General features: G+C 60.6%; 11 protein-coding genes and 1 pseudogene. 7 read left to right on the top strand and 5 right to left on the bottom strand.

Annotated features, from left to right (window positions below):
• Positions 1-158 precede the first annotated feature (158 nt).
• The 5 genes and pseudogenes from GZ093_RS05980 to GZ093_RS05960 form a co-directional block, all read right to left on the bottom strand.
• Entirely contained in the window at positions 159-887 is a 729-nt protein-coding gene (locus GZ093_RS05980) for a DUF6776 family protein (protein ID WP_296483436.1), read from the bottom strand.
• A 224-nt stretch (positions 888-1,111) separates the two neighbouring features.
• Positions 1,112-1,504 carry a 30S ribosomal protein S9 gene (gene rpsI, locus GZ093_RS05975; protein WP_296483438.1) on the bottom strand — a complete coding sequence of 131 codons (393 nt, stop codon included), beginning with the start codon at positions 1,502-1,504 and terminating at the stop codon, positions 1,112-1,114.
• A gap of 10 nt (positions 1,505-1,514) precedes the next feature.
• A pseudogene (gene rplM, locus GZ093_RS05970) lies at positions 1,515-1,944 on the bottom strand (50S ribosomal protein L13).
• Between the two features lie 190 nt (positions 1,945-2,134).
• Positions 2,135-3,493, bottom strand: coding sequence for an FAD/NAD(P)-binding oxidoreductase (locus tag GZ093_RS05965; RefSeq protein WP_296483433.1), 1,359 nt, complete (start codon positions 3,491-3,493; stop codon positions 2,135-2,137).
• A gap of 34 nt (positions 3,494-3,527) precedes the next feature.
• Complete coding sequence (locus tag GZ093_RS05960; protein WP_296483431.1) at positions 3,528-3,827, bottom strand: c-type cytochrome; 300 nt, start codon at positions 3,825-3,827, stop codon at positions 3,528-3,530.
• 559 nt (positions 3,828-4,386) lie between these two features.
• Here GZ093_RS05960 and rlmJ point away from each other — a divergent pair.
• The 7 genes from rlmJ to GZ093_RS05925 all read left to right on the top strand — a co-directional run bounded on the left by rlmJ (position 4,387) and on the right by GZ093_RS05925 (position 12,817).
• Positions 4,387-5,343: a 23S rRNA (adenine(2030)-N(6))-methyltransferase RlmJ gene (gene rlmJ / locus GZ093_RS05955; RefSeq protein WP_296483428.1), complete on the top strand. Its 957-nt coding sequence runs from the start codon at positions 4,387-4,389 to the stop codon at positions 5,341-5,343.
• Positions 5,344-5,476: 133 nt separating this feature from the next.
• Positions 5,477-6,772, top strand: a complete 1,296-nt coding sequence (locus GZ093_RS05950; protein WP_296483426.1) for an acetyl-CoA hydrolase/transferase C-terminal domain-containing protein — start codon at positions 5,477-5,479, stop codon at positions 6,770-6,772.
• A gap of 241 nt (positions 6,773-7,013) precedes the next feature.
• Positions 7,014-8,075, top strand: a complete 1,062-nt coding sequence (gene rfbB, locus GZ093_RS05945) for a dTDP-glucose 4,6-dehydratase (protein ID WP_296483423.1) — start codon at positions 7,014-7,016, stop codon at positions 8,073-8,075.
• Positions 8,076-8,179: 104 nt separating this feature from the next.
• On the top strand, positions 8,180-9,082 hold the full coding sequence (rfbD, locus tag GZ093_RS05940) for a dTDP-4-dehydrorhamnose reductase (protein WP_296483420.1): 903 nt from the start codon (positions 8,180-8,182) through the stop codon (positions 9,080-9,082).
• A 35-nt stretch (positions 9,083-9,117) separates the two neighbouring features.
• Positions 9,118-10,137, top strand: a complete 1,020-nt coding sequence (gene galE / locus GZ093_RS05935; RefSeq protein WP_296483418.1) for a UDP-glucose 4-epimerase GalE — start codon at positions 9,118-9,120, stop codon at positions 10,135-10,137.
• A 25-nt stretch (positions 10,138-10,162) separates the two neighbouring features.
• Positions 10,163-11,293: an NDP-sugar synthase gene (locus GZ093_RS05930; RefSeq protein ID WP_296483415.1), complete on the top strand. Its 1,131-nt coding sequence runs from the start codon at positions 10,163-10,165 to the stop codon at positions 11,291-11,293.
• Positions 11,294-11,329: 36 nt separating this feature from the next.
• Positions 11,330-12,817, top strand: coding sequence for a mannose-1-phosphate guanylyltransferase/mannose-6-phosphate isomerase (locus tag GZ093_RS05925; RefSeq protein ID WP_296483412.1), 1,488 nt, complete (start codon positions 11,330-11,332; stop codon positions 12,815-12,817).
• Positions 12,818-12,843: the final 26 nt, after the last annotated feature.

The following is a 12,843-nucleotide window of genomic DNA, read 5'->3' as shown; positions in this document are numbered from 1 at the left end:
TTAAAAAATCCCAAAACCAGAAACTTCCAAACAGGGTCAGTTTCAGTGGTCGGGGAAATTACAGAACGAATGTTGCACTACCTCAAACTTTTGATGAGGGGTTGCTTTTTCTTGTTGAACACGTCGGTTTCCTGTAGTTCTTCGTCTGCCAAGCGGCACTATAGCTTGATGGATTGCACTGATTTAACAACCGAACCCTCTAGCACCTTGGCGCTCAGGCTCCTGGCCACGACTTGCGTCGGCAGCGCAAAGACGCCTTCCATACGGCCATACTGCTTCAGCTTGAATGCCTGCGCGCCACCCGGCAACGTGGCCAGCCACGGCTTGCCATTGAGCACGCCGCTAAAGCTTAATTCCAGCTGCCCCTTGAACTCGGGCGCGTTCTTGTTGGCCTGAATCACCAGGACTTGCCATTTGATTTCACGTCCGTTGTGGACTTCGGCCTGCAGGCCACGGATCGCAATGCCACCGCCACCCGACGTTGGGATCAGCTTCTCAAAAAAACCCAGGTCATCGCGCAGACTGCGATTCTCGGCTTCAAGTTTTTTATTTTGGGCCAACAATGTTTCCTGCGCCACCTTTTCTGTGATCAGCAAAGTGTCCACGGTGTTGGCGACGGACTGGGCCTGGTCACGCGCAGTCTCGACCGTCACCAGCTCGACCTGCAAGGCCGCCAGCTCGGCCCGCGCTTGCTGCAGTTCTGCTTTGGTGCCTCGCTCGAGTCCAGCAATGTCTTTGCCAAACTCGAACGCCCACAAGGCAAGCGCGGCACAGAAACCAAAAACAACGGCCAGCGCCAGCCAACGCAGCGGCCAGGGCATGGCGCTGCGCACCGCCATGCGCGGGGCGCTGACCGTCAGGCGGCGAACGAGCAAGCGCAAGCGCATGCCAGAAACCTAGTAAGTTGGGGACAGAGCTTGTTCACGGCGTGTAACTGCGGTCTGTCCCACAAGTTGAACAGCCAACATCCGACATTCAGTTGGGGACAGAGCTTGTTCACGGCGTGTAACTGCGGTCTGTCCCACAAGTTCAAAAAAATAAACAGCCGCCGGAATCTGCATTCTGGCGGCTGTTTTTTGGCAACATGTCGTTGGCGTAATTCGAACTGAAATTAACGCTTGCTGAACTGTTTACGGCGACGTGCACCGTGGAAGCCAACTTTCTTACGTTCCACTTCACGTGCATCGCGCGTGACGAAACCGGCCTTGCTCAACTCAGGCTTGAGCGTGGCATCGTAGTCAATCAGGGCACGGGTAATGCCGTGGCGCACCGCGCCGGCTTGACCCGACTCGCCGCCGCCAGCCACGTTGATCATGATGTCAAACGTTTCAGCGTGGTTGGTCAGCAGCAGAGGCTGCTTGCAAATCATGATGGAGGTTGCCCGGCCAAAGAATTTTTCAATTGCCTTGCCGTTGACCACGATCTGGCCGGAGCCTTTTTTCAGGAAAACACGGGCGACGCTCGATTTGCGACGGCCGGTACCATTGTTCCATTCACCAATCATCAGTGGCTCCTTAAAGTTCCAACACTTTGGGTTGCTGGGCAGTGTGCGGGTGCTCAGCACCACCGTACACCTTGAGCTTCTTGATCATGGCGTAGCCAAGCGGGCCTTTGGGCAGCATGCCCTTGACCGCTTTTTCCAGGGCACGACCCGGGAATTTGGCTTGCATATCGCGGAAATTGACGCTGGAGATGCCGCCCGGATAGCCAGAATGGCTGTAATAGATTTTGTCGGTCGACTTGGCGCCGGTGACACGCAGCTGGGCTGCATTGATGATGACGATGAAGTCACCGGTATCGACGTGAGGCGTAAATGGCCTTGTGTTTGCCGCGCAAACGGAGAGCAACTTCGCTGGCTACTCGTCCGAGGACCTTGTCGGTCGCGTCAATCACAAACCACTCGTGCACCACGTCAGCTGCTTTAGCGCTGAAAGTTTTGGTCATGAGTTTTCTACTAGTAGAAGGGTTTGTCGGGCTCTTTTCCACGGTCGGCGTTCCTCTGATGGGAATCTCTTAGGTGGGGTACAAGCTTCGCCGCGGAGCCACAAAAGCGCTGCGAAGCCGAACATTATAGAAGATTCGGAGGAATGCCCCGTTTCTTCTGTGCCAGGCGGGCGATGGGCGAGTGGCTGCGTCAGGCGAAGGAGTCGCTCATCAGGGCATTGAACCATTTGCCCATGTCTTCAAAGCTGTCACTGTTCCAGCCGGTTGAGGCGGCAGAACTGGCGGCCACAGGCACCATGGCCGGCCCGGTGATCGATGTCGCCGGGTTGGTCCAGGCCGGGTTGTACTGGAACACCGCCGTCAGCCAAGAGGCCTGGCTCATGGTGATGGTGGAGAAGCAGGCCGAGTTGGTCACCGGCGCCGGGTCAGGCGAGCCACCGGACAGGATGCGGCTGACGGCATCCGCGCAGACTTTGGCTTCCTGGTTGGCGATGTGACCGGCCTTGGGCTGGGTCGTGGCGCTGGCGTCGCCGATGATGTGGACCTTGTCTGCGCCCGACACGGTGCTGGCGTAGCTCAGCACGTTGACGCCGGCAAAGCGGCCTTCGGTGGCGTTGTTCAAACCTGCCGTGGTGACCAGGGCGCCGGCACGCTGGCGCGGAATCATGTTGATCACATCGCCGCGGAACGTGCCCGCGGTGGTGATGAGCGACATCGTGGCCGGGTCAACCTGGGTGACTTCGGCGTTGGGGTGGTAGTCGATGACGTTGCCGTGCACGCCCATGAAGGCGCTGGTGAAATTGTCCACCTCGGTGACGATGCCCGGGTTGGCATCGAGCACGATGAGCCTGGAACCGGGCTTCTTCACCTTGAGCCAGTCGGCGATCAGGCAGGCACGTTCATAGGGGCCGGGCGGGCAACGGTAGGGTGTCTTGGGGATGGTCAACACCACATTGTGGTTCAGCCCGCTGGCCATCGCATTGAGCTGGCGGGCCAGCAGGGCGGTCTGCGGGCCGGCTTGCCAGGCGTGCGGCATCTTGTCGGAAGTGCCCAGGCCGGGGACCGCATCGAAACTGATGCCCGGTGCCATGACGATGCGGTCGGCCGTGAGAATGGTGCCGTCGGCCAGCGTGACCTTGACGCCCACGGGATCGATCGCGACCACCTCGCCAAACACGGTCTTGACCCCGTACTTGCTGCGCAGCGTGTCGTAGTTGAAGGACAGGCTGCTCATTGTGCGCTGGCCGGTCAGCACCATGCTGCTCATGATGCTGGACGTGTAGGTGGTCATGCGCTCCACCAATGTCACGTCGATGGCATCACCCCACAGGCGCAGGTACTTGGCCACAGTTGCGCCGCCCATGCCGCCGCCGATCACGATCACGCGGGACTTGGCTCCCGTGTTCACCGCTGGTCGCGTACTCCTGTCCATCGCGGGCTGGGGTGCAGCACTTTCGGCGCTCGGATCAGATCCGCCACCGCCGCACGCCGCCAATAAGCTGGCGGCCAATCCGGCCCCAGTCACATTCAAAAAATGACGTCTTTCCATGTAGCTCTCCAAGTTATGTTCGGTGATTAGGGGTCTAGTGCTGGCTGGCCAGCCATTTGTCAAGGGCTTGCATTTGCGGGTCGGTGAAGCCCAGGGCATGTTTGGCCATGATGCCGTTGCCTTCTTTGCCGGCCTGGAACTCCTTGAGCTTTTTGTAGATTTCACCGACCGATTTGCCAGCAATGGCGTCGAAGCCAGGCCCTTTCCCATTGGTGCCATGGCATTGGAAGCAATTGGAAGCCAGCAGGCGACCGGGTTGATCAACCTGGGCCTGTGAGCTTGCAAACCCGGCAGACAGCGCCAGCCCGATAAACAAAATTCGAATTCGTTTCATGCGTAAATCCTTGGTGAATTAGTGCGTGTTTTGATTGAACGCAATTCCATTTTATTTGTATGGTCTTAAGTGTTTGTTGCTTCTTGCGTTAGGAAGCTGTTGCAGTTGTAAGCAGGCGTCATGAAATGCCGGCAAATTGGAATGACAACCAACGAAAAGGGGCATTGGCTGATCAAAAGGGTAGAAGTGGTCGCGCAAATTTGAAAGATGTTGGCGTCAAAATCCAGGGCGCAAGGCTCGGCTGAAGGCACCAGGCAGGCAGGAGACTTCAATATTTACTCCCCAACTTTCAGCATCACATCTGACTCCTCCAGCCGTCCAAATCGCCACTTGGGCTGGTGGACCGGGTGTCCGATCAGCGGCCCCATTCGCGGTGACCACGATGCAGGCACACATAAAAGACAAATTGAGGCCGTAGCGACTGCAAACCAGCCCTGCAAGTCCGCGAGCGTGGGCCAAAGAGCGGATACCCGGTCCGCCAGCCCAAACCACCGCCCCTCCACTGGCAACGGCAGCCCAATGGCAGTAAGACACTTCGCTGCCGGTTACCATTAGCCCCATGTTTAGTTACCGCCACGCCTTTCATGCCGGCAACCATGCCGACGTCCTCAAACACACCGTGCTGCTGGCCGTTTTGCGACATTTGCTGCAAAAAGACACGGCGCTGACCGTGTTCGACACCCATGCCGGCGCCGGTTTGTACCGGCTTGATGGTGAGTACGCCGCCACCAGCGGAGAAGCGGGCCAGGGTTTTTTGCGTCTTGTTTCTGCATTAAACGATCCTGTAGCCCCCGCCGGTAAAGCGCCGACAGCTACCAAAAAAGTAGCTAAACAAAAAACGACAACTGAGACATTGGCCCCGGCCCTGAAAGACTACCTGGACCTGGTGGCAAGCTTCAACAACAAGGGCAGCCACAAGGTCTATCCCGGCTCCCCGTTCATCATCCAGCGCCTGCTGGGCGAACGCGACAAGCTCAAGGTGTTTGAAATCCACCCGACCGACGCCAAGACACTGTCGGCCAATATTGCGCAACTCGAAGCCGGGCGCCAGGTGGCGGTGCTCCGCGAGGATGGCTTTGAGGGCATCAAGAAATTCCTGCCACCGCCCGCGCGCCGCGCACTGGTGCTGAGTGACCCGAGCTATGAGATCAAGACCGATTACGCCCGCGTGGTCGCCATGGTGGCCGATGCCTTGACCCGCTTCGCCACCGGCACCTATGCCGTCTGGTACCCGATCATTCCCCGCCCCGAGGCGCACGACGTGCCGCGCAAGCTGAAAACCCTGGCCACCAAAGCCGGCAGGCCGTGGCTGAACGCGACGCTCACCGTCAAGTCCAGCAAGCTGACCGCCGATGAAGAGGGCGAAGTCATCCGCCCGGGCCTGCCCGCCAGCGGCATGTTCATCATCAACCCGCCGCACACCTTAAAGGCGGCATTGCAGCTGACCTTGCCCCAATTGGTCGAACTGCTCGGACAAGACCAGCACGCCGCTTTCAGCGTCGAAAGCGGCGGCTGATCACAGCGCAATAACGCCAAGCAGGCCACCCTGTTTGAAGACCGACCAGGTCAGCTCGCGCCGGGCAGGCGCGGGTTGTCTTGTTCCAACGCCTGCCCAGTCACCGTGAACCGTCGAGAGAACCCACCGCACCATGTCATTCAAGACTCAATACCAAAGCAAACTTGGCAGCGCCGACGATGCCATTTCTCATGTCCAGAACGGCGACTTCATCATTGTTCCCACCGGGGTTGGCGAGCCGCCCGCGCTTTTGACCGCGCTGTCAGAGCAGCGCCGGCGCTTCCGCGACGTCAAGGTGGGGCAGATTCTGGCGGTGCGCAAGTTTGGCTACATCGACCCGGAAACGGCGGAGCATGTGCGCCACGTGGCGTTCTTCTTTGGTGCCTCGACCCGCCCTGGTGGTCAGAGCGGCTGGATCGATTTCATTCCCAGCTATTTCTCGGAGATGCCGAGCCTGATCGAGCGCGGCCAGATTCCGGCCGACGTGGTGTTTTCGATGGCATCGCCGATGGACCCGCACGGCTATTTTTCGCTCAGCCTGGGCGCCGACTACACCATGGCCGCGGTGGCCAAGGCGCGTGCCGTGGTGCTGGAAGTCAACCCGAATGTGCCGTTTGCCTATGGCAATTGCCATGTGCATATCTCCCAAGTGGCGGCGCTGGTTGAGAGTATCGATCCGGTGATGGAGGTCAGCTTGCCCAAAATTGGCCCGGTGCAGGTCGCGATTGGCAAGTATGTGGCCGACATGATCGACGACGGCTCCACGCTGCAAATCGGCTACGGCGGCATCCCGGACGCGGTGGTGATGCAACTCACGCACAAGCATGACCTGGGCGTGCACACCGAGATGATTGGCGACGGCATCCTGACGCTGGTTGAAAGCGGCGCCGTCACCAACCGCAAGAAGAGCTATCTACCGGGCAAGATGGTCGCCACCTTTGCGCTGGGATCCAAAAAACTGTACCAGTTCATGGACCGCAACCCGGCGCTGGAGATCCACCCGGCGGACTACACCAACGATCCGTATCTGGCGGCCAAAAACGACAAGCTGGTAGCGATCAATGCCACGCTGCAGATCGATCTGCTCGGCCAATGCGGCTCCGAGAGTCTGGGTTCGGTGCCCTATTCCGGCACTGGTGGCCAGGCCGATTTTGTGCGCGCTGCCAACCGCTCGCGCGGCGGCAAGGCCTTCATCGTGCTGCCGTCCACCGCCCAGAACGACCGCCTCACGCGCATCGTGCCGACGCTGGCGCCTGGCACCCACATGAGCACCAGCAAGAACGACATCAACTATGTCGTGACTGAATATGGTGTGGCGCAACTGCGCGGCAAGTCGGCCAAACAGCGGGCGCAGGAGATGATCTCGATTGCGCACCCGGATTTCCGCACCGAGCTGCTGGAGGCCGCACGCAAAATGCAGCTGCTGTAATGCGGACGGATTGATAAATCGCAACGGCGGGTCACTGCCAGCGATCAGATACACAGGGGCTGACATGATGGCCGTCAACGCATCTCTTCATTCACTATAAAAAAAGGAGTTAACAGCCAATAAAGACGAGGGCTAGCGGCCGATTTCATGTGAAAAATGCCCCACTGGCTGCGTCAGACCGGAGACCGGCTCAGCAGTGATAATCAAGTCAGTCTTATGTCTGTTCAGGAACGACCCCCCTATGAGTATCCTCGTCACCGGCGGCGCCGGCTTTATTGGCAGCAACTTCGTCCTCGATTGGCTTGGCGCATCGGATGAGCCGGTGATCAATCTCGACAAGCTCACCTACGCGGGCAATCTGCAAAACCTGGCCGCGCTCGCCGGCGATGCGCGCCATGTGTTTGTGCAGGGTGATATTGGCGATAGCGCGCTGGTGGCGGGCTTGCTGGCGCAGCACCAGCCGCGCGCGGTGGTGAACTTTGCCGCCGAGTCGCATGTGGATCGTTCCATCCTCGGGCCGGGTGAGTTCATCCAGACCAACATCGTGGGCACCTTCAATCTGTTAGAGGCGGTGCGGGCCTTTTGGAGCACGCTGGACGCCGCGCCCAAGGCCGCCTTCCGGCTGCTGCACGTCTCCACCGACGAGGTCTATGGCTCGCTGTCCAAAACCGAGCCCGCTTTCACCGAGACCCATCGTTACGAGCCCAACAGCCCGTATTCAGCCTCCAAAGCGGCCAGCGACCACTTGGTGCGCGCCTACCACCACACCTACGGCCTGCCGGTGCTGACCACCAATTGCTCCAACAACTACGGACCGTTTCACTTCCCCGAAAAGCTGATACCGCTGATGATCGTCAACGCGCAGGCCGGCAAGCCGCTGCCGGTGTACGGCGACGGCCAGCAGGTTCGCGACTGGCTGTATGTCAAAGACCATTGCAGCGCGATCCGCCGCGTGCTCGAAGCGGGCCGGGTGGGTGAGGTTTACAACGTGGGCGGCTGGAACGAAAAGCCCAACTTAGAGATCGTGCACATCGTCTGCGCCCTGCTCGACGAACTCAAACCGCGTGCCGACGGCAAGCCTTATAAAGATCAAATTACCTACGTCACCGACCGCCCCGGTCACGACCGGCGCTACGCCATCGACGCACGCAAGATCGAACAGGAACTGGGCTGGAAACCGGCCGAGACCTTCGAGAGCGGCATCCGCAAAACCGTGCAGTGGTACCTGGACCACCCCGATTGGGTTGCCAATGTGCAAAGCGGCGGCTACCGCGATTGGGTGGCAAAACAGTATGGCCATTGATGGTCAATTGATGTATACGTTATTGGCCGCTATCCCCCGTCCTACCTCGTTATATTGCTACTCAATTTATAGTTACTCAAGAATTCAATGCAAAGCTCTACGTCATGAAAATTCTTCTTTTTGGCCGTGGCGGCCAGGTCGGCTGGGAGCTGCAGCGCAGTCTGTCGGTGCTGGGCGAGCTGGTGGCGCTGGACTTTGACGCATCCCACAACCCGGACGGCCTGTGCGGCGACTTCAGCAATCTTCCCGGGCTGGCCGAAACGATCCGCCGTGTCAAACCCGACGTGATCGTGAATGCCGCCGCGCACACCGCCGTGGACAAAGCCGAGGCCGAGCCCGAGCTGGCCCGCACCCTGAACGCACTGGCCCCCGGCGTGCTGGCCAGCGAGGCGCAAAAACTGGGCGCCTGGCTGCTGCATTACTCCACCGACTATGTCTTTGACGGCAGCGGCCAGCAAGCCTGGCGCGAGGGCGACGCCACCGGCCCCTTGAGTGTCTACGGCCAGACCAAGCGTGCAGGCGAGCAGGCGGTGGCCGCATGCACCAAACATCTGATTTTCCGCACCAGCTGGGTCTACGCCGCCCGCGGTGGCAACTTTGCCAAGACCATGCTGCGCCTGGCCGGCGAGCGCGAGACGCTAACCGTGATTGACGACCAGATCGGCGCGCCGACTTCGGCCGAACTGCTGGCCGACGTGACGGCGCACGCACTGGTCAAGGCGATGCGGGAGCCCGAGTTGGCCGGTCTGTACCACTGCGTGGCCGGCGGCGAGACCAGTTGGTACGGCTACGCCCGCTACGTGCTGGGCCAGGCGCAGGCACTGGGCTGCCAGCTCAAGGCCGGGCCGGATCAAGTGTCACCCACGCCGACCGCCAGTTACCCGACCCCGGCGCGCCGACCGCTGAATTCGCGCCTGAACACGCGCAAACTGCAAGCGGCTTTCGGGCTGGCCCTGCCGCCCTGGCAGCAAGGCGTGGCGCGCATGCTGACGGAAACCCTCAGCTAAACCAGCACCGCCATGCCCTCACGCCAAAACACCCCATGCCCATGATTTTTGTCACCGGCGGCGCCGGTTATATCGGCTCCCACACCTGCGTCGAATTGCTCAGTGCGGGCCATGAGGTCACCGTGTTTGACAACTTCTGCAACAGCCAGCCCGAAGCGCTGGCGCGGATGCAACGCATTACCGGCCGGCAGCCACACCTGGTGCAGGGCGACATTCGCGACCGCGCCGCGCTGGTCGCGGCCTTGGCGCAGAGCGGCGCGAGCGCCGTGATCCATTTCGCCGGTCTCAAGGCGGTGGGCGAGTCGGTGCAACAGCCGCTGGCCTATTACGACAACAACGTGGTCGGGACGCTGCGCCTGCTAGAGGCGATGCTTGAGTGCGGCGTCAAGACGCTGGTGTTCAGTTCCTCGGCCACGGTCTATGGTGACCCGCAGCGCCTGCCGTTGACCGAAGACCATCCGCTCTCAGCCACCAACCCGTATGGCCAGACCAAGCTGGTGATCGAAAACATGCTGCGCGACCTGTACCAGAGCGACCCAAGCTGGCGCATCAGCCTGCTGCGCTACTTCAACCCGGTCGGTGCGCATGCCAGCGGCCTGATCGGTGAAGATCCGCAGGGCCTGCCCAACAACCTGCTGCCGTTTGTGGCCCAGGTCGCTGTCGGGCGACGCGAATATCTGAATGTGTGGGGCGATGACTACGCCACGGCGGACGGCACCGGCGTGCGCGATTACATCCATGTGGTCGATCTGGCGTTGGGTCACCTCAAGGCGCTGGAGCGGCTGCAACAGCACACCGAGTGCCAGGCGATCAACCTGGGCACCGGCGTTGGCTACAGCGTGCTGGACATGGTGCACGCGTTCGAGCAGGCCAGCGGCAAGCCCGTACCCTACAAAATTGCGCCGCGCCGCGCCGGTGATATCGCCGCCTGCTACGCCGATCCGGCGCTGGCCTTGTCGCTGTTGGGTTGGCGCGCCGAGCGTGGCCTGGACGCCATGTGCGCAGATGCCTGGCGCTGGCAGAGCAGCAACCCGCAAGGCTATGCGCCCGCCTGAATTGCAACCACCAAGGGAAAAAGATATGCAACCGAAAAAGAACAGGAAAAATATGACCAAAGGCATGATTCTGGCCGCCGGCCAAGGCACCCGCGTGCGCCCCCTGACCCTTGACCTGCCCAAGCCGATGGTGCCGATTCTCGGCAAGCCGGTGATGGAGTACCTGATTGAGCATCTGGCCCGCCACGGCATCACCGAGATCATGGTCAACGTCGCCTGGAACCACCAGAAAATTGAAGAATATTTTGGTGATGGCAGTCGTTGGGGCGTGGAGATTGGCTATGCCTACGAAGGCGTGCGTGACCACGGCGACATTCTGCCCCGTCCCATGGGCTCAGCCGGCGGCATGCGGCGCATCCAGGACTTCGGCGGCTTTTTTGATCAGACCACGCTGGTGCTGTGCGCCGATGCCTTGATTGACCTCGACATCACGGCGGCCATTGCTGAACACAAGGCCAAAGGTGCCATCGCCAGCGTCGTCGCACTCGATGTGCCGCTGGCCGACGTGCAGGCTTACGGCATTGTGGTGGCAGGACCGGACGGGCGCATTGAAGCCTTTCAGGAAAAGCCTGCACCTGCCGAGGCCAAATCGACGCTGGCCAGTACCGGCATCTATATTTTTGAGCCCGAGGTGCTCAAACTGATACCCCCCAACACGATTTATGACATCGGCTCGCAGTTGTTTCCGCAACTGGTCGAGCAAAAGCTGCCGTTTTATGTCCAGAACCGGCCTTTCAACTGGATCGACATTGGCCGGGTCAGTGACTACTGGTCGGTGTTGCAGCGCGTGCTGCGCGGTGAAGTGGAGCAGATGAAAATGCCCGGGCGCGAAGTCAAACCCGGCATCTGGGTCGGGCTCAACACCAATATTGCCTGGGACGAGGTCACGATTGAAGGCCCGGTCTATATCGGCGCCAGCGTGCGCATCGAGCCCGGCGCCACCATCACCGGCCCAGCCTGGATCGGGCACGGTTGCCACATTCGCACCGGCGCCAAGGTGGTGCGCAGCATCTTGTTTGAATACACCCGCATTGCGGCCGACATGCGCTTTACCGAGATGATTGTCTCGCCTGACTACTGCGTGGACCGCCACGGCGAAACCTTGTACCGCGGCGACGACACGTCCCAGTTGCGTTGGGGCGACGCCCGCGCCTGATAGCCACTGCCCTGCAACCCACTTTTTGACCTTGACATGACATCTCCCGTATTGATCCAACCCGTTGTTCTCTCTGGTGGCTCGGGCACGCGCCTGTGGCCGCTGTCGCGCGAAAAATATCCGAAGCAGTTGCTGCCGCTGATGGGCACTGACTCGCTGTTGCAGGCCACCGTGCGCCGCGTCGACGGCATTGCCAATTTGGATATGGCGCCACCGATGGTGGTGTGCAACGAGGAATACCGCTTTGTCATTGCCGAGCAACTGCGCCTCTTGGGCAAGCCGGGCACCATCGTGCTGGAGCCTTTTGGACGAAATACGGCTCCAGCCCTTACTCTGTCTGCGTTAGCAGCTATTAAAAACGATGCAGACCCGGTGTTGCTGGTGATGCCGGCCGACCATGTCATCACCGACATCGGCGCGTTTCAAAGCGTGGTCAGCCAGGGCGCACGGCTCGCCTTTGATGGCGCGGTGGTCACCTTTGGCATCACGCCCGATGCGCCTGAGACCGGCTACGGCTACATCCAGTCCGGCGCCGCTTACGCCGGAAAATCAGGCACGCCAGACGCCAACGCCCGCCTGATGGCCCGCTTTGTCGAGAAGCCCGACCTGGCCACCGCGCAAGGCTATCTGGCCGCAGGCTCTTACCTGTGGAACAGCGGCCTGTTCATGCTGCGCGCCTCGGTCTGGCTGGCCGCCATGAACACCTGCCGGCCCGACATTCTGGCGGCCTGCGAAAGCGCCTGGCGGCAGGGCAGCACCGATGGCGAATTTGTGCGTGTCGGCAAGGATGCTTTTGCCCAGTGCCCGAGCGACTCGATCGATTACGCGGTGATGGAGCGCATTGCGGCAGGCGCAAGCAAATCTGACGCTGGTGCGCCCGGGTTGCCCATCGGCGTGGTCATTCCCTTGACTGCCGGCTGGTCAGACGTCGGTGCCTGGGATGCCCTGTGGCAGGTGCTACCCAAAGACGCCTGCGGCAACGTCAGCCAGGGCGACGTGCTGTTGCAGGATTGCGAGAACACGCTGGCGCTGTCGGAAGGTCGCCTGATCGCCTGCGTTGGCGTGAGCGACCTGGTGGTGGTGGAAACGGTCGACGCCATTCTGGTCGCGCACAAGGACAAGACGCAGGACGTGAAGAAGATCGTCGATCGTCTCAAACAGCAGGGCCGCTCCGAGGGCATCATCCACCGCAAGGTATTTCGCCCCTGGGGCTGGTACGACGGCGTTGATGCAGGAGAGCGCTTTCAGGTCAAGCGCATTGTGGTCAAGCCGGGCGGCACGCTGTCATTGCAGATGCACCACCACCGCGCCGAGCACTGGATTGTGGTCAGCGGCACGGCCAGGGTCACCTGCGGTGACAAGGCATTTTTGTTGTCGGAAAACCAGTCCACCTTCATCCCCTTGGGCACGACGCACCGGCTGGAAAACCCGGGCCGGGTGGCGCTGGAGATGATCGAGGTGCAGTCGGGTTCGTACCTGGGTGAGGACGATATCGTGCGCTTTGAGGATATGTACGGGCGCTAAGCGCTCATTCGCGACCCAGCCGGGGA

Source organism: Rhodoferax sp. (assembly GCF_010365055.1).
Taxonomy (GTDB): Bacteria; Pseudomonadota; Gammaproteobacteria; order Burkholderiales; family Burkholderiaceae_C; genus Rhodoferax.
The sequence above is the reverse complement of the archived record's forward strand: the minus strand, read 5'-3'. Positions and strand labels throughout refer to the sequence as shown.